Origin of the sequence: Synechococcus sp. A15-127 (genome assembly GCF_014280215.1) — a bacterium.
Lineage (GTDB): Bacteria > Cyanobacteriota > Cyanobacteriia > PCC-6307 > Cyanobiaceae > Parasynechococcus.
The window spans coordinates 1526844-1546665 of sequence record NZ_CP047948.1 but is presented as its reverse complement, the minus strand read 5'-3'; the positions used below and the strand labels follow the sequence as shown (position 1 = coordinate 1546665).

The window sequence follows — 19822 nt, the reverse complement described above, 5'->3', positions numbered from 1 at the left end:
ACTCCGTGGAGATTCCTGCCGTCCTCGCGTTCGTCGCCGGAGCGACGCTGACCCTTGTTCTGCAGCGTCGGATCCGTTCCCGGTCGAGGAGCAGGAAGGACGAAGACTGTCCGGGATTTCCTCCCGGAGCCGTCAACACTCCCCAGTTGCTTGCCTGGATCGATGCCGCCACCCAGGGATGGCTGATCCTTGCGCCGGATCTGTCCATCGCTTACATCAACGCCCGCGCAGAACGGCTGCTGCACATCTCCCGCAACCTGCTCGTGCGCGGTATGCCGCTGGAGGAGGTGCTGTCGATTCCGCAACTCGAGGAAGCGATCATCAGCACGCGTCATCAGCAGCGTCCCCAGCGCTCGGAATGGGAGCAGCTGGGAGAGCCGCTCGAGGCGTTCGTTCTGCCGGGGTCGGATGAATGGCTGCTGGTGCTGATCCAGAGCCGACAGTCGCTTGAGGCGCAGCAACAGCAGCAGGAGCGATGGGTGAGCGATGTGGCCCATGAACTGAAGACACCGCTGACCGCTCTGATGCTGGTGAGTGATCGTCTGGAAACGGCGGTGGAGGGTAAGGACACCGTTCTGGTCCAGCGTCTTCAACGGGAGCTGCGCCGCCTGCAGTTGATGGTGGAGGATCTGCTGGAGCTATCCAGGCTCGAGAACAGCCTTCCGCAGGAGAGCGGCAGCTACACCGCGATCAGCCTCGAGGATCTGGTGGACAGTGCCTGGAGCAGCATCCGCCCCCTCGCTGAGGAGCGCGAGGTGCAGCTCGATCTCGATCGTTCGGAACCCGGTCCGATGATGGGCGATCAGCGGCGGCTGCACAGGGCTGTGCTCAATCTGCTGGACAATGCCCTGCGCTACTCCCCCGAAGGCTCCACGGTGGAGGTGACGGTGATGCCCAGCGGCGGCTGGTGGCTGCTCAGCATCCGTGACCACGGACCGGGACTGAGTGAATCCGATCTGGGCAACATGTTCCAGCGCTTTTACCGCGGCGATCCCTCCCGCGCTCGTTCAGCCCGCAGCGGCAGTGGGCTGGGTCTTGCGATCGTGCAGCAGATCGCCGTCAACCACGGCGGCCGTGTCGAGGCGCGCAACCATCCCAACGGCGGCACCTGCATGGAATTGCTTCTGCCCAAAAGCTTTCTGACGTGAACCGGCAGCGCCTGCAGAAGCTGATCGCCGCTGCCGGCCTCTGCTCCCGTCGTCGGGCCGAGGACTGGCTGCTGCAGGGACGCGTCACCGTTGATGACCGGGTGGCTGCTCTGGGCGATCAAGCGGATCCGGCTCAGCAGATGATCCGGGTCGACGGCCGTCCTCTGGCCGCAAGGCAAGAGGCACGCGTGCTGCTGCTGAACAAGCCGATCGGAGTGATCTGCAGCTGCCGCGACCCTCAGGGGCGCCGCACCGTTCTTGATCTGCTGCCACCTGGGATGCGGCGTGGACTGCACCCCGTGGGCCGCCTGGATGCCGACAGCCGCGGGGCACTGCTGCTGACCGACCAGGGAGAGCTGACCTTGAAACTCACCCATCCCCGTTACGACCACCGCAAGACCTATCGCGTCTGGGTGCAAGGGCAACCCGATGCCGGAGCTCTTGACCGCTGGCGGCAGGGCTTGATCCTCGATGGCCGCATCACCCGTCCCGCCCACGTGCGTTCGCTGCGATGTCGAGCCGGCAATGCTCTGCTGGAGGTGGAACTGCAGGAGGGCCGCAACCGCCAGATCAGGAGGATCGCCGACGATCTGGGCCATCCGGTGCTCGACCTGCAGCGGGTTGCCATCGCCGGATTGGCTCTCGGAGATCTGAAGGAAGGCGGCTGGCGGCTGCTTCAGAGGGGAGAATGGACACCGTTGCTTGACGGGGACGCGCCCCCGCGTTCCGGCCCATGCGCCTGAAGTTGCCCCGTCCCTGGTGGCGTCGGTCCAGGCGATCGGGCGCCGCGGAGGGAGAGTCGATCGCCGGATCTCCGGAGAGCCTGCAGGAGATCGGGGCGTTGGTTCGTCGCCGCCGTGAGGATCTCGGACTCAGCCTGCGCGACCTTGCGATCGAGACCCGGATCACCACGTCGGTAATCGAGGCCCTGGAGCGTGGCTGGAGGGATCGCTTGCCGGAACGCACCTATCTCGCCTCGATGCTGCCGCAGCTGGAAGAGCGACTGGAGCTGCCGACCGGCAGTCTTGATCCAGCACTGCCTCCACGGGCGCCAGTCCTGCGCTTGGATGCGAGCGGACGCGGGCTGCGGCGGTTCACTCCAGGCACGATCGACGTCCTCACCACCTGGCAGGGATCGGTCGTCTATGCCCTGGTCATCGGTCTGAGTCTGATGGCCCTCAACCGTCAGCAGCAGGATCTTGCCCTGCGCAACAGTCAGACGCTGGAACCGGTGCAGGCCGATCTGCGTGGCCTCAACCGCCTGGAGTCCGCGTCATCCCCCACCGATCCAGTCGTGCGGGCGCTGCGGCCGCTCGAGCAGGCAACCCAGCGTCGGCCCGAAGAGTGGTTGAAAGCCGGCGGCGGCCTTCGCCCCTCCGGCATCGGTGTGCTGCAGCTGCGCCTGAAGCAAAACCGCCGGCTGCGACTGTTCAGCGGAGGGGGGGACCGGTTGCAGATGGACGTGAAAGCCGGAGCGATGACCCTGCAGCTGCAGGCTCCCCTCGAGCTGGTGATCACTCCACCTCCGAGCGATGACGACCGTGTGCTCTGGGATGGCAAGCCCTTGCTGGCTGTGCCGAACCGGCAGGGGGTCTACCGGGTGGAGTCGAGCAGGCCGGAAGCGCCGGCGAGGGAGCGGCCCCAGACAGCTCCGCGCTCGCCGTAACCCCTCAGGGCGCCGTCGAGGGCGGCATCGAAGCTGGCAAGACGCCAGCTCCAATTGCCCTCGCAGGTGCCTGGTGTGTTGAAGCGAGCCCTGTCATCCAGGTGCAGCAGATCCTGAAGGGGCGCCATCACCAGAGCCGCGGTCGTGGAGAAGGCCATGTCGAAGAGATGCCAGGCCGGTGCCTGCAACTCGCCGTTCACCCTGCGGGCCACGCGGTTGCGGCTGTCCTCATCAAGCCGCTGCCACCAACCCAGGGTGGTGGGGTTGTCGTGAGTTCCGGTGTACACGACCCAGCGGTTCCCCTCGATGTTTTCGGGCAGATAGGGATTGTGCGTTTCACCGTCGAAGGCGAACTGCAGCACCTTCATTCCCGGCAGCTGAAAGCCGTCCCGCAGGGCCTCCACATCCGGGGTGATCACCCCCAGATCCTCGGCGATCAGGGGCAGGGCGCCCCCGCCGTCCGCCTGCAGCCTTCCCAGCAGTGCCCGACCCGGGGACGGTTGCCAGCAGCCGTTCTGTGCGGTGGTGTCCTGTCCCGGCACCGCCCAGTAGGCCGCCAGTGCCCGGAAGTGATCGAGCCGCAGCAGGTCGGCCAGCTGACGCTGGCGGGCGATGCGCCGCCGCCACCAGCGGAAGCGGCTCAGGCGATGACGGTTCCAGCGATACACGGGAGATCCCCACAGCTGGCCGGTCTCCGAGAAGTAGTCGGGAGGCACTCCGCTCTGGGTGGTCAGTTCGCCGTTCTCCTTCACGGTGAAGAGCGGGCGATGGCTCCAGACATCGGCGCTGTCTGAGCTGACATAAAAGGGGATATCGCCGAAAAGCAGCACCCCCCGCTGCCTGGACAAGTCACGGATCTCCTGCCACTGACGGTCCAGATGCCATTGCATCAGCCGTTCCTTGAGCAGCTCATCCCCATGGTCTGCCGCCCAGGTGCGCAGCGCCCTCGCGTCATGACGGGCCAGCGCATCCGGCCAGGACCACCAGGGGCCCTGCTGCTGCTGGTGGAGCACGGTGAACAGGACATGGTCCTCGAGCCAGCTCTGGTCATCGCACCATGCGGAGAACTGACGCTGTCGCTCGGCGTCCTGCTGCGACCAGTGCTGCAACAGGGCGCCTCCAAGAGCGTCACTGCGCCGGTCCGCCAGCTGGAAATCCAGTGGGCCCACCCCGTCACAAGGTCTGTCAGCGCCTGGCAGGGACGCTTCGGCGTCCTGGGTGATGAAGCCCTCACGGCAGAGATCCGCCGCATCCAGGAACCAGGCGTTGAGGGCGAAGCAGGAGGGGGAGCTGTAGGGGGATCCGGTCGGATCCGGAGGAGCAAGAGGCAGCATCTGCCAGACACCGATGCCGTTGTCGGCGAGCTGCCCCACCCAGCGACGGGATGGCTCTCCGAAGCTTCCGCAGACGGGACTTCCAGGCAGGGCTGTTGGATGCAGCAGCACCCCGGTGGTACGCGCCCGCGACGGGGTGGCCTGATTCATCGGAGCCTCTTCACAGCACAAGGATGGCCTGATCAGAACAGCGCCGCATCCCCGAGGTCCTGACCCGCCATTCCCTCGCGCACCACCCGCTCGAAGAACTGCTCGAGAGTGTCCTCTCCGTAGGACGGAGTGGCCTCCGCGTCGTATCGCTGGGTTTCCTCGTCCCACACGAGCATCGATTCACTGGCGTAGTAGCGCCCGATCCGGCCGAATTCCGCGGTGTCCTGCAGGCTTGGGACCAGCTTGGCGAGACCCTGGAGAACGGCGATCGGCGCGTCCATCAGGGCGATCGGCAAGGACAGCATCCGGGGTGTGCGGCCGAGGGCTCGGAAGAGCATCTCGCCCTGCTCCCGTGCGCTGAGAGCCGGTCCGGGCCCTCCGATGGGCAGCACCTGGTTAATGCGGTCCTGATCGTGAACGCAGTCGGCCATGAAGCGGGCCAGGTCGGCTTCGCTGATCGGCTTGCAGCTGGCCAGCTCCCCGCCGCCGAACATCACGTACGGCCCGCCGCGGCGGCAGCTCTCGACTTGCCCCCCAAGGCTCTTGAAGAAGGCGGTGGGACGCACGATGGAATGGGTCATCTCCTTGTCGGCGCGGAGCACGGCTTCGAAGGTGAGCTTCGCTTTCTGAAACTCCAGCAGAGGTTTCTGCACGCAGATCGCCGACAGCAGCACGTAGTGAGCGACTCCGTTGCGGCGACCTTCCCGGTAGGTGTTCAGGGTCGCCTGATGGTCGATGGCCCAGGAATCCTGGCGGCCACCGCTGCGGGAGGCGAGGCAGGACACCACCACATCGGCGGGCTGATCAAAAGCCTGGGTCTTCAGCGAGGCGGGATCGAGCACATCGCCGAAGCGCACTTCGGCTCCAGGACAGTCAGCGATCACCTGATCGCGCGTCTGGCGGCCTCCGATGCCGCTGCGTTCGCGCGCGAACGCCACGACGTCATAGCCCCGTCGGACCAGCTCCCGAACCACGAAACGACCGATGTATCCGGTGGCTCCGAACACCACCACCCGAACCTGCTCCGGAGGGCGGTTTCGGAAATCGTGGCGCAGAGACATGGCGAACTGGTGGGCGGTCAATAACGCTAAGGATCGGACAATTGGGCGAAACTGATCCGCGACGCTGAGTTCCGAGTGATGGAGCCGTCCGCGCAGGACACCCCGACGAACTGGCTGGGCCGCCGTCCGCTACGAGCGATCCTTCGCATCCTGGTCACCCTGGCAGGCGTCGGGGCCACCGGCTGGGCCCTGAGCACCGTCTGGCCGGAACAGGATCGGGTGGCCAGGGGGGCTCCCCCATCCGTCGACAATCCGGCCAGCCTGGCCCCTTATCCCCTTGAGCCCGTCACCGTGCTGCTGGTGGGCGTTGACTCGGACACTCTGAGCGCTGCCAGCAACCAGGCGGCTCCGCAGGGGCCTGCCAATGCCGATGCCCTGCTTCTGCTGAGGATCTCCTCCGCTGAGCCGCTGCAGCTCCTCCAGGTCCCCGTTGAGCTGGCGGTGCAGCTCCCCGGCAGTCAACAGCCGATGGCTCTTGGCGGTGTGTGGCAACAGGGCGGCGTCGCGCTCACCGTGGATGCTCTGCAGGAGATCATCGGCCTGCCTGAGGGGGTGCCGCAGCGCTACGTCGTGATGCCGAGAAACGGGCTACGCGCCGTGGTTGAGGCCCTCGGGGAGGTGGAGGTAACCCTCAATCAGACGTACCAACGCACAGACAAGGCTCAGGGCTACACCGTGAATCTGCAGGCGGGCCGCCAGAGCCTCAATGGAGCACAGGCGGAGCAGCTGGTGCGCTATCGCAAGGACAGTCAGGACCATCCCAACCGCCGCATCCGTCAGCAGATCCTGCTGCGGGCCATGATCTCCCAGGTGCAGTCAGCCAGCGGCATCGGCATCATCCGAGGCCTGCTCGAGGACATCGCCGGGCAGATGGACACGAACCTCAGCGAGGCGGAGATGCTCGGTCTGGCGGCTGCCGTGATCGCCAGTCCCTCTCCGGCGACGATCACCCAGCTGCCCCTGGCAACGCGTGCTGGCAAGCAGAGCCTGCCTCAGCTCAAGCCAGGACTGTCTCAACCGCTCTGGCCATCCTCCTGATCACGGCTGGGGCGGATCCGCTCCGCGAGCAGGGCGAGCCCCTGTTCGCGTTCCGGGTGCCCTTCCGGCGCGATCCAGCTCACCCAGGGCAGTCCGTCCCGCTTCCGCTGAGTGGCATTCCAGCTTCCCTGCACCTGCACCAGGCCGATCAGGGAGACGCCCAGCTGCCGGCACAGCGCGGTGTAGGCCGCCGCCGCACCGGGGACACCGCCATCCGGGTCTGCCCCCACCAGGAGCAACACCGGCCGATGCCAGTCAGCAAGGGCTTCCAGCCAACTGCCCCCTTCAGGATGCAGCCGCCCTGGATCGCCGCTGATGCGGATCAGCTGTGCGCTCCTTTCCGCTCTGGAGAGAACCAGCTGGGGCGGCTCACCGATGCCATGACAGAGCAGCGGCATGTCGCAGACACGGGCCAGCCCTTCGGCGGCTGCGCGCATGGTCAATTCCGGCAGGGGGCCGGCACTCACGAGTACCGGATGACCTGTGGACATGAAGCACCAGCTCACCACTACCATCGGATTACAACAGAACCAGTCCCGCGGGCGCCGTGACAAGCTTCCTGACAGCAGCCCGCGCCGAGCAGGAAAGACTGCAGCAGGAGAGCCGGCGTCTACGCCTGTTCAGCGGTACCTCCAACCCTGGACTGGCCAGGGAAATCGCGGCTTATCTGGGTGTGCCGGATGGCCCGAGGGTCTGCAAACGCTTCGCCGACGGTGAGCTCTACGTGCAGATCCAGGAGTCGATCCGTGGCTGCGATGTGTTTCTGATCCAGCCCACCTGCGCTCCGGTCAATGACCATCTGATGGAGCTGCTGATCATGGTGGATGCCTGCCGACGGGCATCTGCCCGACAGATCACCGCCGTTGTGCCTTACTACGGCTACGCCAGAGCCGACCGCAAGACAGCCGGTCGTGAGTCGATCACCGCGAAGCTCACCGCCAACCTGCTGGTCAAATCCGGTGTCAACCGGGTCCTCGCGATGGACCTTCACTCGGCGCAGATTCAGGGATATTTCGACATTCCCTGCGATCACATCTACGGCTCCCCGGTGCTGGTGGATTACCTCTCCACCCAGAACCTCGGCGACATCGTCGTCGTATCACCGGACGTCGGCGGCGTGGCCAGGGCACGCGCCTTCGCCAAACAGATGAATGATGCCCCCCTGGCGATCATCGACAAACGGCGCACCGGCCACAACATGGCGGAAAGCCTCACGGTGATCGGAGACGTCTCAGGACGGACCGCTGTGCTGATCGACGACATGATCGACACCGGCGGCACGATCTGCGCCGGAGCCCGACTGCTGCGTCAGCAGGGGGCCAAGCGGGTCATCGCCTGCGCCACCCATGCGGTGTTCTCTCCTCCGGCGAGCGAGCGTCTGTCTGCCGAGGGATTGTTCGAACAGGTTGTCGTCACCAACAGCATTCCGATCGAGCCGGATCGAACCTTCCCCCAGCTTCATGTGCTGTCCGTTGCCAACATGCTGGGCGAGGCGATCTGGCGGATTCACGAGGAAAGCTCCGTCAGTTCCATGTTCCGCTGATCCGACTTTGAAGCGACCACTCCCTCCGGTCGTCGTTCTCCTCGGTTTTGCGCTTCTCTGCTCGCTGAATCCGGGGGTACGGGCCCAGTCTCGCCTGGATCGACTGCTGCAGCCCCGCCCGGTGATGGGGGTCTGGCTGACCAACAGCCCCAGCGACCTCTACTACGACAAAACGCGGATCCGCGACGCCATCGCCGAACTGAGGCAGGCCGGCTTCACCCGGGTGGTTCCCAACGTCTGGAGTCGGGGAACCACCTTTCACACCAGTGACTTCGCACCGGTGGAGCCACCGCTGGCGTCCGTGGGTGTCGAGCTCGATCCGATCTGCACGATCGCCGAGGAAGGGCGCAGGAACGGGATCCAGGTGATGCCCTGGTTCGAGTACGGGCTGATGGAGCCGGCCGATTCCGATGTGGTGCGGCGGAATCCGGAGTGGGTGCTGGCGCGGGCTGATGGCCAGACCTGGATGACCATGCACGGCAGTCATCGCATGGCCTGGCTGAATCCGGCCCATCCGGAGGTGCGTCGCCGCTTCATCGGACTTGTGGTGGAGACCCTGAAGCGCTGTCCGATGCACGGGCTTCAGCTCGACGATCACTTCGCCTGGCCAGTGGAATTCGGCTACGACGCTTACACAGCCGATCTTTATGAAAAAAGCACGGGTGCTCCGCCTCCGCAGGATCACACCAATCGTCGCTGGATGACCTGGCGTCGCCATCAGCTCACCGGTCTTCTGCGGGAGCTGCGCAGCAGTCTGGATACAGCGGATCTGCCCTCACGCATCAGCCTGTCGCCAGGCCCTTTTCGCCAGGCTTACAACCTCTGGTTGCAGGACTGGGAGCTCTGGGCCATGGGTGAGCTGATCGATGAATTGGTCGTTCAGAACTATGCGTACTCCGTGAAGGGTTTTGCCCGAGATCTCGATCAGCCAGCCCTGCGCAAGGCGCGTGAGTGGAGGATTCCCTCACAGATCGGAATTCTCGCCGGCTTCGGAAAGCGCACGACGCTGATGTCGGATCTGCAGCAGAAAGTGCGGTTGTCGCGTGAACGCGGCCTTGGTGTGATCTTCTTCTACTGGGAGGGATTGTGGGGAGTTCATGTGCCGGAACGGATCCGGACGGAGCGCTACAGAGCTTTTCAGAAACTCGGCACAGGAGACTGAGAGCCTGCGGCTCTTCGCAGGGCTGATCCGCTCGTCTGTGCCACAGCCTCAGGTCATATCCAACTAGTTTAGGTTGACTCTTTGCTCCATGTTGTGAAACAGGTCGAGGTGAATCAACTGAGGGCAAAGCTTCATCGACTCGATCTCTCAAACGAATTCATCGCTCGCTACATCCAGAAACTTCAGGACAACGGTGAAAGCTACAGAGTTGCCTGCAAAACCATCGATCGCTGGGAAAAGCCTGACTCGTCTCAATTCATTCTGCAGGCCCTGGTCTGCGGTTTTGCCGCAGCGATGCTTGGTGGATGGTTTGCCATGGTGAGCTGATAACAATCGTTTCCGTTGCCAGCGAAACCGTCAAACTGAAATTTGATCAGTGATGAATGCCCCATGGAAGAGGCTTATGTGCTGCTGGTCATCGTGATCAGTGTCTGGGTTCTTCTGAAAATCCTGCCCGGCCTGAATCCCTGATCACCGCCTGATCAACAGCAGCGTCACGCACAGCACGCCGATCAGAGGGCCTGGCGGTAAGTCTCCAGCAACCGCAAGCATCATTCCGCCCCCACAGAGAAGCAGGCCGGTACCGGCGGAGCGCAGCATCAGATCGCTGAGGCTGCGGCTGCGCTCCACATGCACCAGCACAGGAGCGCAGAGCAGACCGATCACCAGCACGATGCCGACGGCGGTGATGGCACTGATCACCACCAGTGCGGTGATCACGATGGCGAGAAAACGAATCTGAGTGACCGGCCGTCGGGCCGCGACCGCTCCCTCAGGATCCACCCCGAGAAAAACAAGATCCCGGTAGTGGATGAACAGCAGCATCAGCAGTGCCAGAGCGGCGATGCCGGTGCGGATCAGGTCGTTGCTTCCCGCTGCCAGGAGATCTCCGAACAGCACGGTTTCCAGATCGACGCGTGTCTGCAGCAGGGGCACCAGCAGCACACCGAGGGCTGTGAATCCCGCCAGAACGGTGTTCATCGCTCCCTCTTCCCGTCCCTTGAATCGCTGACTGAGACGTTCGGCGAGCAAGGCTCCGATCAGACCGCTGATCAAGCCACCGATGGTGGGGTCCAGCTCGAAGGCCAAGGCCAGCACCAGCCCCGGCAGCATCGAATGGGCCAACAGATTGGCCAGCAGGATGCGTCTTTGCGTGAGCAGCAGTGATCCGGTGGCCGGGCAGATCAGCCCGATCAGCAGTGCGAGCAGCAGTGGCGTCAGCCACCAGAGGTCAAACTCATTCACAGCAGTGGCTTCCCATCATGCAGGTCAAGTCGGAGAGCTTTGCGCGTACATCTGCCGGGCTTCCGCTGGCGAGCACCGTTCCATCGAGTACGACTACGCGGTCGTAGCTGTCGAGAGCACTTCCCCAGTCATGGCTGCTCACCAGAAGGGTTTGGCCGGACTCGGCCTGTTGACGCATCACGCCGAGGAGATGTTCACGGGTGGGGGGATCGATGGCGCTGCAGGGCTCATCGAGAAGCAAGATTCCTGAATTCTGCATCAGAGCTCGAGCGAGCAACACCCGTTGCTGTTGGCCACCGGACAGTTGGCTCAGGCGCCGGGACGCCATCTCTCGCATGCCAACTCGTTCGAGCAGGTCGTGGCAGCTTGGTCCGCCCGTGCGACGTGCACCGTTGCGACCCAGGTTCACCATGTCGCTGACCGTGATTGGGAAGGTCCAGTCGATCGCGGCCCGCTGAGGCATCAGCGCAACGCTGCATCCACAGACCACGTGTCCACCGCTGGCCACCAGGCGTCCCTGAAGCAGGTGGAGCAGGGTGGACTTTCCAGCTCCGTTCGGCCCGACCAGAGCTGTGAGTGTGCCTGGGCTGAGGTCCAGATCGACATGATTGACGACCTGACGGCCGCCGTAGCTGAAGCAGACATCGCTGGCCTGGAGGCGGTTATCAGCGGACAAGTCGTGAGGTGTCAAGAGTGGTGGTGGTTCACTTACGGAGGCGGTGGTCCAGGGGTTGCATATGGCTGGGGACTCTCCAAGATGATAATCATTCTCAACGTCTTTCTCTCTTGTCTGCTCGGATCTGGCACCGCGCTGCCCTTGTCGGCGGAATCCTGACGATTTTCACCGCTTTCCACCAAGCGAAGGCCGCGCAACCAACGATCGTTGCCGTTGATGGAACGTTGTGTGACATCACACGCACCTTGGCGTCATCGGCGGCCGCTGTCACCTGTTTGATCCCTCCCGGTGGAGATCCTCACGGTTACCGGTTGAAGCCCAGTGATCGACAGGCCCTGTCCAGTGCTGATCTCGTTCTTCACATCGGATTCAACTTGACTCCTTCGGCCAAGAAGATCAACAGCTCAGGAAGGGTGGTGGCAGTTGGAGAAGTGGCTCTTCCCGCCTACAAGGGCAACGACCCTCACGTCTGGCATGACCCTGCCAATTCTGCGGCGATGGTCACCGTCGTGGCTAACAGCATGGCTCCATTGCTTTCACAGCCCGAGCGTGCAGCGCTGGATGGCCGTGCCGCCAAGGCTAAGGCTGTTTTCGCTGCCCTTGGCGGATGGGCAGGGGCTCAGTTCTCAGCGCTGCCGTCTAGCAGACGTGTTCTGGTGACCGACCACCAGACCTATAGCCATCTCGCCAATCGATACGGTCTCAACGAGATTGCGATGTTGGACTCCTACACCACAGGAGGTGTTCTCCGGCCGTCCAGTTTTCAAACGATCACCGCTGCGGTGAAGGCTTCAGGAGCCATGGTGATTTTCACGCCGAGCATTCCTCCCAATAAAACACTGCGTCGCATCAGCCGCAGCACTGGATTACCTATTGCAAAGACACCGCTTTATGGAGAAGGTGTGGCTGCCGGAGAAACCGCTGTTTCAACGGCAACGCTCAACATCTGCACGATGACGAAGGGTCAGGGCGGCAGTTGTGACCAGGGCACTGCCAAGCAACTTGCTCAGCGATGGGCAGCCATCCCCTAGTTAATCGACGTTCACTCTTCCAAGTCTGCTCCTTTTGACTCCACGTCTCATGTTCCGTTCTCGCTCCCTGCTGCTGGCCCTGCTGCTGCTCCCTTTGGTGCCGGCACCTTCGGCTCTTGCCCACGGTTCTCATGGCGGAGGTGGTGAAGAATCGCTCGAAGCCGGTGAATTCGATTTCACGCCATTGATCACCGTCGAAGGTCATGGCGGCTTCGACACCAACCTCGAAGGCAGCCCAAAGCACTACGCCGTCGATGCTCTGTTCGGAGGCGTTTTCGAGTGGGGGCTTGGCAATGGCGGCAGTCTGTCCATCGAGGCCGCTGTGGGACCGACGCTCGTCTGGGGAGAGGCCGAGCACTTCTACGGCAAGGTCCATGCGCATGACGACCACGAGGAGCATGACGACCATGACCACGAGGAGCATGCCGATCACGACGACGACCATGACGACCACGACCACGAAGGTCATGCCCACGAAGGTCATGACGATGGGCATGGAAGTACAGAATTCCAGCGGACGGATGTGCGCGGCTACTTACAGGTCCGCTATGCCCCGAACGACCGCCTGAGTTTCGCTGTTAACTGGAACCCTTATTTCGTCACCCAGGATCAGGGACATGATGTTCAGGGACTGAAGAACGAGATCGGAGCCAAAGTGCTCTGGGCTCTGGGTGACGGAGATGTGAACTTCGGCCTGGGTGACGGACTGGAAGATCTCGTCAATGGAGTGTTCCTGTCTGTTGAGCACCGACAGGGATGGGAATCTGATGGCGTCTGGATCGGTAATTACACCGATCCGCGCGTCGGCGTCGGCTTCACGATCGGGTCGGATCAAATCAATGTCTCGATCGAAGCCGGGCCTCGCTTCTACACCCCCGGCAGTTACTCAGGACTCGATCAGCGCACCGACTTCGCCGGTGAAATCGAGCTTTTAGTGCCTGTTGGCGATGCCAATCTGTTCGCTCACTGGCAGCCGACCTACAGCGGCACGGATGCTCCCGGTTGGGGTGAAGGCTGGCAGCACCACATCGGCACCGGCATGAGTTTCACCTTCTGATCCGTGTCAGGGGGACAGCCACTGGGCTTCCCCCACATCGACCGGCAGGATCTTCCGCCACTGAAGGGTGTCGGCATCCATCAGGGCGGGATGGGTCTCGCGTCGGTCTGGTTGCAACACCGTCAGCAGCAGCTGCCGGCTGACGGGATCGAATTGCACCGGAGTGCCTCCTTTCATCGACCACGGTTCCAGCGGCTGCTGTTTCAGTTGTGTTCCTGCTCCATCGATCAGCAGGATTGTGTGAACCCCGCGATCACCAGTCCACTCCCCCAGCACTGCCCAGATGCGTTCGCCGCTGCCGTCGCAGGCAACCCCCAGCACCGCCTTCTCCCCTAACCACAGCTGCCGCGGAGCGAGGCCTGGAATCACGAGCTCGATCGAGCGGCGGTAATCGGGCCAGTGGCGGATGAGCACGGCCCGTCCGGAGGCGGCACAGAAGGCTCCCAGTTCGCGACTGCCGGGGAGGGATTGCGGAGGACGGCCGTTGTCGACCAGAGGGCGAAGGCTGAGGTTGTCATACGAGGGCACAACGAGACCGCCTCCGGCTGGAATCAGCTCCATCGGACCCGAGGAGATCTGACTCAGCTTCTGCCGCTTCCCATCGGTTTTGATCAGCTCGACCCGTTCACTGCCAGGGAAGAATCCACCGGTCTGCATCAGCAGATCGCCATTGAGGTTGCTGCTCAGATGACCGAAGAGCACTTCTTTCTCCGCCAGCAACTCAAGTTGCTCAGGCTCAGGTGGTTTCAACTCCTCGCGCCGTCGGGCCAGGCTCTGCTGGGTGAGATGTCGCAGCCAGATTCGCTCCCCGCCTTCGCCATCACTGCTCACCATGGCGACGCCCTGTCCGTTTCCGATCGGCGTCAGCTTGGTGATGCGCTTCCACACCGGGCTGAGTGGTTTCCAGCTCCCGTCATGATCCAGAAGCTGAAGCTGCTCCCCGTCGTCCACCTGCCGCGTCACCAGCAACCACGGACGGGGTTCCCACCACCAGGTCTGGGTCGCCATCGGATTCAGACGCTGGTCGCGTCCAGCCAGCTCGAGCTTCAGCGGGCCAGCAATCACCTGGTCGGCGTCGATCACCAATCGCAGAGGGTTGTTGGTTCCGAGCCAGCGGTGGTTCAGGGCGGGGACCAGCCGGCTTTCGGAGCTGACGTTGTTGCGGTGCATCGGCCGGCTAAAGCGCAGATCGAGGGCCGCGCTGCCGGAATGAATCTGCTGTTGGCTCAGGGTCACCAACCGTGGTGATCGACGCAGCAGCACCTGCTGCTGAATCAGCACCAGTGCGGCCGCGAGGACCAACAGAAATGGGAGACGACCGGTCAAGGCTCCAATGGCCGCTTGGGGCGGGGGATGGTTGTGATGGTTGTCGGCACCACAACGGCAATGCGTTCGCCATGGCGGGTTTCCACCGCCATGGTCCCCTGGATCGCCAACCACTGGTTGGCTTTCGGTTCGGCGTCGGCCGGCCAGGCCACCGGCAGACCTGAAGGGGTCGCGTCGGCCAGGCAGCAGCGCACAGTGAGCCTGGCGATCAACGGTGGACCGTCGGGTTGACTCCAGACGAAACCGCTGATGTTCAGCGGATTGCCGGCGACAAGATCGGGATCGGGCTGGCTGCGCAGCAGGCGCACCCATTCGGTGAGGCTGCGCTGTTCCGGTGGCAGCACGAAGGCCAGCTCCGGTGGTTCAGGCAGCCCCTGGGGACGGTTGTTCGCGAGATCACTGAAGGATGGGTTCGGCGGCATCAGCAGCACCAGCCCAGCGACGACACCGCTCACCAGCCAGGGCCAGCGGTGCACATCTCGCTGACGGCGGTTGCGGATCATCACCATCACGCCGGCGAGAAGCAAGGCCAGCCCGGAAGCACCGACCAGGGCATGAAACATGCCGCGTAGGAGCAGATCCAGACGGCCGCTGAGCACGCTCCACAGCACCATCCACCCCCAGAGGATCAACAGCAGGCCGCGCGTCATCTCAACCTCCGGATCACAGCTGCCACAGGTTGACCCACTGACCGATCAGCAACACTCCAAGGCTGGCAGCGACGGCCGTGATCGCGATGGCGCGGGGCCGCATCAGCACCGTGAACAATCCAGCCAGTTTGAGGTCAACCACCGGTCCCAACAGCAGGAAGGCCAGCAGCGCACCCGGGGTCACCTGGGCGGCGAAACCGAGGGCGAGGAAGGCATCCACGCTTGAGCACACCGACACCACCACCGCCAGCACCATCAGGGCAAGGATCGAGGCCGTCGGGGCGCCACCGATCTCCAGCAACCAGCTGCGGGGCAACCAGGTCTGGACGGCGGCGGCGATGACGCATCCCAGCACCAGCAGGGCGAGGAGATCCAGGAACTCGCGACTGCTTTGATCCAGCACGTCCCGCGGCGATGGACGCTGCGCTCTCGGTGCCGCGGTGGCTGGCAGCGGGGCACCAATCAGGCCGCTGCCTCGCTGCAGCAGGTCCAGGTTGCGCAGCGGCTGACTGAGACGCCGTTCACTCAACAACGCCGTTTCCAGAAGCTGCGACTCGGGGAGTTGTGCCAGCAGCAGGCTCAGCAGGATCGCCAGCAGAAACGCACCGACAGGTCTGGCGATCAGCAGCCAGGGTTGATTGGGAAAGGCGGCCCAGGTGCTGGCCAGAACAATCGGATTCAGCACCGGTGCAGCGAACAGGAAGCCGAAGCCGGTGCCCAGTGGTGCACCACTGGCGAGCAGGCGGCGGGCGACAGGCACATTGCCGCATTCGCAAGCTGGCAGGGCAAATCCCATCAGGGCGCCTGTGATTGGAGCCAGCACGGGATTGCTCGGCAACCGGCTGACCCATGCCGACTGGGGCACCAGCCAACGCGCTAACCCAGCGATGACCACCCCCAAAAGCAGAAACGGAATCGCTTCCAACAGCAACCCTTGAAAGATCGCCCAGGCGGTGGCGAGCTTGTCCAAGGGGGCGAGCGGCGAGGGTCCACCAACGTTCACAGGTCATGTCGCCAATCGGGGTGGCGTTGACATGGTTTGTTGATCGGCCTGCGCGGCAGGCTGGAGCCATGTTGGCCAGGGGCGTGATGGGTTGGTGCTTCTGGGTGGATCGTGGCGGCACCTTCACCGATTTGATCGGTCGGGATCCAGAGGGGCGTCTGCATGTGCGCAAGGTGCTCTCGGAGCAGTCCGGTTCCGGAGATCCTGCGGTGTCGGCGATGGGGGCGATGTTGGCTTCGGCCTCTCCGGCTGTCGATCTGCGGGACGTCGATGAGGTGCGCCTCGGCACCACTGTGGCCACCAATGCACTGCTGGAGGGCCGTGGTGCGCCGCTGCTGTTGCTCACCAATTCAGGCCTAAGGGATCAGCTGTGGATTGGCGATCAGCATCGCGACGATCTGTTTGCGCTTCAGCAGCCCAGGCGCCCCTTCCTGGCGCGAACGGTGTTGGAGGTGGTTGGTCGGCTCGATGCCCGGGGTGAGGAACTGGAGCCCCTCGTGCTGGACCAGCCGCTGCTGCGGCGTCTCGAGCAGCTGCGCCGTTCGGGCATCGACGTCGCCGTGGTGGCGTTGCTGCATGGCCAGCGCAATCCAGCCCATGAGCAGCGCTGCGCAGCATTGTTGCGGGAGGTCGGCTTTCGCACCGTGGTCTGCTCCCACCAGGTGAGCGTGATGCCCCGCCTGGTGCCGCGGGGGCAGACGGCGTTGGTGGAGGGGGCCGTGCATCCGGTGCTGGATGGCTATCTGCAGCAGGTGCAAGGCGCACTGGGCTCTGCCAAGCCCTTGCGGGTAATGACCTCCAGCGGAGCGTTGCAGGCTCTAGGCGGGCTGCAGGCCAAAGACACCATCTTGTCGGGGCCGGCGGCCGGGATGGTCGGGGCGATCGCGGCGGCGCGCATGGCTGGCTTTGAAGGGGGGCCGGTGCTGGGCTTCGACATGGGGGGCACGTCGACGGATGTGTTCTGCGTGGCCTCCGCCGATGCGCAGGCGCTGCGTCAGGTCAAGGAGCAGACCGAGATCGCCGGCTTGCAGTTGCTGGCCCCCCGCTTGCCGATTGAAACGGTGGCGGCCGGCGGAGGATCGGTGCTGGAGCTGCAGGGGGAGCGGCTGCGGGTGGGGCCCCGCTCAGCAGGAGCACAACCGGGACCGGCCTGTTACCGCGCGGGCGGACCACTCACCATTACCGATGCCAACCTGCTGCTGGGGCGTCTGCAGGGAAACTGTTTTCCGGCGGTTTTCGGCGCCTCCGGTGATCTGCCACCGGATGTTGCGGTGGTGCGGCAGGGCTTCGCCGACCTCGCTGCAGCGCTGGGGCAGACCCCGGAGCGGGTGGCAGCGGGGGCGTTGCAACTGGCGGTGGAAACCATGGCGGCCGCGATTCGAAGGGTGTCGCTGCATCGCGGTCAGGACATACGTGGCGGGGTGTTGGTGGCGTATGGCGGGGCTGGTGGTCAGCACGCCTGTCGCCTGGCGGATGAACTGGGGCTCATCACGGTTCTGTTGCATCCCATGGCCGGAGTTCTCTCCGCTTTTGGCATGGGCCAGGCCCGCCAGCGCTGCCGGCGTCAAGTGCATTTTGGCGCAGTCCTGTCGCCCGATCTGCTGGCGGCCTTGCCGGATCAAGTGGAGCGGCTGAGTCGTGGGGCGCAGGAGACCTTGCGTCGCCAGGGTGATGGCGCTGACGCCGATGCAGGAGCGCCGGAGGTCTGGGTCAGCCTGGACCTGCGTTATCCCACTGCTGAGCAGACTCTGGTGCTGACCTGGTCGGCCGATCAAGGCGTTGATGCCGTGGTCTCGGCCTTCCAGGCAAGTCATCAACAACGCTTCGGCTACTGCATCGACACCGATGAGGCCCTGATCGTCGAACAGCTGAATATTGAGGTCACAGCACCCCAACAGTTCGATGCCACAGCAACGGCGGGGATGGCCCAACGAAAGCCAGTGGTGGAGACATCTCAGGAGGCGTCGATGTACCTAGAGTCGATCGGCTGGACCCAGGTTCCTTTGCTGGACCGCAGTGCCCTGACGCCGGATCAGCGGATTGCAGGCCCAGCCCTGATCGCTGAAGCCACGGGATGCACAGTGCTGGAGGCGGGCTGGCAGGCACGGGTGGCGCCAGGGGGCACGCTGTTGCTGGAGCGCCGGCAACCCGCGGTCGGCTCGCTTGCGCTAATGCAGGACGATGACGACAACCCATTGCAGGCCGAACTGTTTCGCCACCGCTTCATGGCGATCGCTGAACAGATGGGGGAACAACTGCGGCAGAGCAGTCGTTCGGTGAACATTCGCGAGCGCCTGGATTTCTCCTGTGCGCTATTCGACGGCACGGGTGCTCTGGTGGCCAATGCCCCCCACATCCCGGTGCATCTCGGATCAATGGGAGACAGCGTGCGCGACCTGCTGTCCCAGGTGGCTGCCGGTGATGTTGCACCGCTGCAGCCCGGCGACACGCTGCTCAGCAACGACCCCTTCCATGGCGGCACCCACCTGCCCGACATCACCGCCATCTCACCGGTGTTCTGCAAAGGGGATCAGCCCAGTTTCTTTGTGGCCAGCCGGGGCCATCACGCCGATGTGGGAGGCATGGCTCCCGGCTCGATGCCGTCCTTCAGTCGCACCATTGGCGATGAGGGGCTGCTGCTGCGCAACCAGCTGTTCGTGCGCCGGGGCCGGGTTCTTGCCGCTGATTTGGAAGCGGTGTGGAGCGGCATGGCGACGCCGCCCCGCAACCCTTCGGAATTGCTGGCCGACCTGCAGGCCCAGGTGGCGGCCAATCAGGCCGGGATTGTGGCGCTGCAATCCCTCGTGGAGCGGGAGGGGGAGAGCCTGGTGCAACGGCAGATGACCCTGCTGCAGAAGGAGGCAACCAGCAGTGTCCAGTGTCTGCTGTCGCGCCTGGTGGACGCCCGTCATCAGCTGGAGCTGGATGACGGCTCCTGCCTGGTGGTGCAGGTCAGTTTTGACCCGCAACGCCAACGGCTGCGCTTGGATTTCAGCGGTACATCCCCCCAAAGGCCGGGAAATTTCAATGCCCCCCTGGCGGTGACGCGGGCGGCTGTGCTTTACGTGATCCGTTGTCTCCTCGACAACGACATCCCGTTGAACGAGGGCTGTTTTGCGCCGCTCGATCTGGTGGTGCCTGCGGGCTCTCTGTTGAATCCACGGTCCCCCGCTGCTGTGGTGGCCGGCAATGTGGAGGTGTCTCAGGCGCTCTGCAACCTTTTGCTTGCTGCCTTTGGTGCCCAGGCGGCCGGCCAGGGAACGATGAACAACTTCAGCTTCGGTAATGGGCGCTGCCAGTACTACGAAACGGTGGCCGGTGGTGGTGGTGCCGGGGAGGGCTTTGCCGGATCCGTGGGCCTGCAATCGCACATGACCAACTCAAGGCTCACGGATCCCGAGGTGCTGGAGAGCCGTTATCCCGTGCGGTTGGAATCCTTTGCCGTGCGCTCTGGCAGTGGCGGGCAAGGTCGTTGGCCCGGGGGTGATGGTTTGGAGCGCACGATCCGTTTCCTCGAGCCGATGAGCGTGTCTTTGATCAGTGGATCGCGGCGGGAGCCCCCGTTCGGTCTCAACGGTGGGGCCAGCGGTGCCTGTGGTGTGAATGTGCGGTTGGACCGTGACGGTGTGGAACATGCCCTGCCTGGTGCTGTGCAGCTGGAGCTTGAGGCGGGTGAGGCCATCCGCATGCTCACCCCCGGGGGAGGTGGCATGGGAGGTTGAGGGGGATGCT

The 19822-nt window shown here is 64.0% G+C and carries 17 protein-coding genes; 9 read left to right on the top strand and 8 right to left on the bottom strand.

Annotated features, from left to right (window positions below; genetic code table 11):
- The first annotated feature begins 5 nt into the window (after positions 1-5).
- The 3 genes from SynA15127_RS08050 to SynA15127_RS08040 are packed head-to-tail and all read left to right on the top strand — an operon-like array spanning position 6 to position 2814.
- Positions 6-1148 carry a cell wall metabolism sensor histidine kinase WalK gene (locus tag SynA15127_RS08050; protein ID WP_186483624.1) on the top strand — a complete coding sequence of 381 codons (1143 nt, stop codon included), beginning with the start codon at positions 6-8 and terminating at the stop codon, positions 1146-1148.
- Positions 1145-1891, top strand: a complete 747-nt coding sequence (locus SynA15127_RS08045; RefSeq protein ID WP_186483623.1) for a pseudouridine synthase — start codon at positions 1145-1147, stop codon at positions 1889-1891. The genes SynA15127_RS08050 and SynA15127_RS08045 overlap by 4 nt, the downstream gene beginning before the upstream one ends.
- A 2-nt stretch (positions 1892-1893) precedes the next feature.
- Entirely contained in the window at positions 1894-2814 is a 921-nt protein-coding gene (locus tag SynA15127_RS08040; protein WP_255475438.1) for a RodZ family helix-turn-helix domain-containing protein, read from the top strand.
- Here the strand turns inward: SynA15127_RS08040 and malQ are convergent.
- Positions 2742-4298 carry a 4-alpha-glucanotransferase gene (malQ, locus tag SynA15127_RS08035; protein WP_186483621.1) on the bottom strand — a complete coding sequence of 519 codons (1557 nt, stop codon included), beginning with the start codon at positions 4296-4298 and terminating at the stop codon, positions 2742-2744. The genes SynA15127_RS08040 and malQ overlap by 73 nt on opposite strands.
- Positions 4299-4330: 32 nt before the next feature.
- Positions 4331-5359: an NAD(P)-dependent oxidoreductase gene (locus tag SynA15127_RS08030; protein WP_186483620.1), complete on the bottom strand. Its 1029-nt coding sequence runs from the start codon at positions 5357-5359 to the stop codon at positions 4331-4333.
- A 78-nt stretch (positions 5360-5437) separates the two neighbouring features.
- On the opposite strand from SynA15127_RS08030, the gene SynA15127_RS08025 reads away from it, so the two are divergent.
- The gene (locus tag SynA15127_RS08025; RefSeq protein ID WP_186483619.1) at positions 5438-6397 is read left to right on the top strand and encodes an LCP family protein; all 960 of its coding nucleotides are present in this window, start codon (positions 5438-5440) and stop codon (positions 6395-6397) included.
- Here the strand turns inward: SynA15127_RS08025 and SynA15127_RS08020 are convergent.
- Entirely contained in the window at positions 6373-6888 is a 516-nt protein-coding gene (locus tag SynA15127_RS08020) for a hypothetical protein (RefSeq protein WP_186483618.1), read from the bottom strand. The genes SynA15127_RS08025 and SynA15127_RS08020 overlap by 25 nt on opposite strands.
- A 56-nt stretch (positions 6889-6944) precedes the next feature.
- Here SynA15127_RS08020 and SynA15127_RS08015 point away from each other — a divergent pair, with 56 nt between their 5' ends.
- Together SynA15127_RS08015 and SynA15127_RS08010 are read left to right on the top strand one after the other, a co-directional pair.
- The gene (locus SynA15127_RS08015) at positions 6945-7940 is read left to right on the top strand and encodes a ribose-phosphate pyrophosphokinase (RefSeq protein WP_043691486.1); all 996 of its coding nucleotides are present in this window, start codon (positions 6945-6947) and stop codon (positions 7938-7940) included.
- A 124-nt stretch (positions 7941-8064) separates the two neighbouring features.
- A complete protein-coding gene (locus SynA15127_RS08010; RefSeq protein ID WP_255475652.1) occupies positions 8065-9102 on the top strand; it encodes a glycoside hydrolase family 10 protein in 1038 nt (345 codons plus the stop codon).
- Between the two features lie 471 nt (positions 9103-9573).
- Here the strand turns inward: SynA15127_RS08010 and SynA15127_RS08005 are convergent, their stop codons facing one another.
- Both SynA15127_RS08005 and SynA15127_RS08000 read right to left on the bottom strand, forming a co-directional pair.
- Positions 9574-10347 (bottom strand): metal ABC transporter permease, encoded by a 774-nt coding sequence (locus SynA15127_RS08005; protein WP_186483616.1) that lies wholly within the window; start codon positions 10345-10347, stop codon positions 9574-9576.
- The gene (locus SynA15127_RS08000) at positions 10340-11023 is read right to left on the bottom strand and encodes a metal ABC transporter ATP-binding protein (RefSeq protein WP_186483615.1); all 684 of its coding nucleotides are present in this window, start codon (positions 11021-11023) and stop codon (positions 10340-10342) included. Before SynA15127_RS08000 ends, SynA15127_RS08005 begins: the two co-directional genes overlap by 8 nt.
- A 110-nt stretch (positions 11024-11133) precedes the next feature.
- Here SynA15127_RS08000 and SynA15127_RS07995 point away from each other — a divergent pair, with 110 nt between their 5' ends.
- Complete coding sequence (locus SynA15127_RS07995; RefSeq protein WP_186485646.1) at positions 11134-12054, top strand: metal ABC transporter solute-binding protein, Zn/Mn family; 921 nt, start codon at positions 11134-11136, stop codon at positions 12052-12054.
- A gap of 49 nt (positions 12055-12103) precedes the next feature.
- The gene (locus tag SynA15127_RS07990) at positions 12104-13111 is read left to right on the top strand and encodes a hypothetical protein (protein WP_186483614.1); all 1008 of its coding nucleotides are present in this window, start codon (positions 12104-12106) and stop codon (positions 13109-13111) included.
- Positions 13112-13117: 6 nt separating this feature from the next.
- On the opposite strand, the gene SynA15127_RS07985 is transcribed toward SynA15127_RS07990, so the two are convergent.
- From SynA15127_RS07985 to SynA15127_RS07975, 3 genes are read right to left on the bottom strand one after another with little or no spacing between them, the layout of a single operon-like run.
- Positions 13118-14437: a hypothetical protein gene (locus tag SynA15127_RS07985; RefSeq protein WP_186483613.1), complete on the bottom strand. Its 1320-nt coding sequence runs from the start codon at positions 14435-14437 to the stop codon at positions 13118-13120.
- Positions 14434-15087, bottom strand: coding sequence for a TIGR03943 family protein (locus SynA15127_RS07980; RefSeq protein WP_186483612.1), 654 nt, complete (start codon positions 15085-15087; stop codon positions 14434-14436). Before SynA15127_RS07980 ends, SynA15127_RS07985 begins: the two co-directional genes overlap by 4 nt.
- Before the next feature lie 13 nt (positions 15088-15100).
- Positions 15101-16057, bottom strand: coding sequence for a permease (locus SynA15127_RS07975; protein ID WP_186483611.1), 957 nt, complete (start codon positions 16055-16057; stop codon positions 15101-15103).
- A gap of 119 nt (positions 16058-16176) precedes the next feature.
- Between SynA15127_RS07975 and SynA15127_RS07970 the strand changes: the two genes are divergently transcribed.
- A complete protein-coding gene (locus SynA15127_RS07970) occupies positions 16177-19812 on the top strand; it encodes a hydantoinase B/oxoprolinase family protein (protein WP_186485645.1) in 3636 nt (1211 codons plus the stop codon).
- Positions 19813-19822 lie beyond the last annotated feature (10 nt).

Bases quoted from the DNA above. Each gene is read 5' to 3' on its own strand.
- SynA15127_RS07990 (WP_186483614.1), top strand. From the start codon at position 12,104: ATGTTCCGTTCTCGCTCCCTGCTGCTGGCCCTGCTGCTGCTCCCTTTG.
- malQ (WP_186483621.1), bottom strand. From the start codon at position 4,298: ATGAATCAGGCCACCCCGTCGCGGGCGCGTACCACCGGGGTGCTGCTG.
- SynA15127_RS07980 (WP_186483612.1), bottom strand. From the start codon at position 15,087: ATGACGCGCGGCCTGCTGTTGATCCTCTGGGGGTGGATGGTGCTGTGG.
- SynA15127_RS08025 (WP_186483619.1), top strand. From the start codon at position 5,438: ATGGAGCCGTCCGCGCAGGACACCCCGACGAACTGGCTGGGCCGCCGT.
- SynA15127_RS08020 (WP_186483618.1), bottom strand. From the start codon at position 6,888: ATGTCCACAGGTCATCCGGTACTCGTGAGTGCCGGCCCCCTGCCGGAA.
- SynA15127_RS08030 (WP_186483620.1), bottom strand. From the start codon at position 5,359: ATGTCTCTGCGCCACGATTTCCGAAACCGCCCTCCGGAGCAGGTTCGG.
- SynA15127_RS08010 (WP_255475652.1), top strand. From the start codon at position 8,065: ATGGGGGTCTGGCTGACCAACAGCCCCAGCGACCTCTACTACGACAAA.
- SynA15127_RS07970 (WP_186485645.1), top strand. From the start codon at position 16,177: ATGGGTTGGTGCTTCTGGGTGGATCGTGGCGGCACCTTCACCGATTTG.